The following is a 1086-nucleotide window of genomic DNA, read 5'->3' as shown; positions in this document are numbered from 1 at the left end:
GTGAGCTCGGTATGCGCTTTGGCGTAGTGCCATTTGATTTCACAAGGTGGGCAAATTTGCGGTAAACGCTCGGCTAGTTGGCTAGAAAACTCATAGTTGATATGAGATCCCACCACCGTAAAGTGTTCAGCAATCATGTCTTTGATGACGAAGCAGGCCAGCTCTGCGTCAATGCCAATCGCTGTGATTTGACACAAATCACCTTGTTGTAGACCTGCTTGCAAAATGGCCACGGACTTGGTGAGTTCCGCAACACGATTTAGCGTTACATTAATGATATGTAAGGTACTTTTGAACTTCTTTGCCACTCGATTGAGTGGCTGAGCAAGGTGCGCACTGGCATTTGCATTATCGACGAAAAAGGTGATTTGGTATTCGTTCATCTGCAAATTTAGTCGCGGCAGTGGACGAGGAATACTTTGTCGACGTTCAGCAAAACCTCTTCAATGGGGATTTGAATTTTGCGCGTCCCTTCGAATCGGCCAGGTTGTTCTATCTCAATATCCGACACAATCAAAACCCGATCCGCTTGAGCGATATCGTGAGGAGTGAGCTGATTTTCTATCCCCATCGCACCTTGCGTTTCTACTTTAATTTGCACGTTATGTTTTGGCGCAGCTTTCATTAGTGCATCTGCCGCCATATAAGTATGAGCGATGCCTGTAGGGCATGCTGTCACCGCTACGATTTTCATGTTCTATCCATTTTATTTTTTGTGGATATTAGCACAGCCACCGCAGATTGAATTGATTTGAGCTGGATTAACGCAAGAGCTCTATCACAGTTTGAATCTCATGTTACATTAATCCAGTTAATGCACTTTTAGTCCTATATATCAAAGGGTAGGCACTGGTTAATCTATGCCCAAATAAAATGAGTAGGAACGCATACGAGCCAGGGGATCCTGTATCTCAAACTCACTTGGGTATATATTCGAGCGTGAATATTGGAAGGTAAAACAATGGACATAACAAACCTAATTAAGCTGGAAACGATATGTTTAGATCTAAAAGCTCAAACCAAAGATGAAGCGCACAAAGAGCTGGTCGATATGCTAGAGGCCGCCGGCAAGCTCAATAGTCAAAG

At 43.8% G+C, this 1086-nt stretch carries 2 protein-coding genes; both read right to left on the bottom strand.

Translation table 11 applies throughout. From position 1 onward, the window contains the following. Nucleotides 1-383: HPr family phosphocarrier protein (locus tag R7093_RS24140; RefSeq protein ID WP_318146875.1), on the bottom strand; the 383-nt coding region annotated here is incomplete at its 3' end. Between the two features lie 8 nt (nt 384-391). Then, nucleotides 392-694, bottom strand: a complete 303-nt coding sequence (locus R7093_RS24135) for a PTS fructose transporter subunit IIB (protein ID WP_005463048.1) — start codon at nt 692-694, stop codon at nt 392-394. Nucleotides 695-1086 lie beyond the last annotated feature (392 nt).

This window comes from Vibrio sp. 1580, assembly GCF_033340055.1.
This window is presented reverse-complemented; position numbering and strand designations above follow the sequence as displayed.

Excerpts from the sequence above, each read along its gene's own strand:
- R7093_RS24135 (WP_005463048.1), bottom strand. The coding sequence starts at position 694 with ATGAAAATCGTAGCGGTGACAGCATGCCCTACAGGCATCGCTCATACT.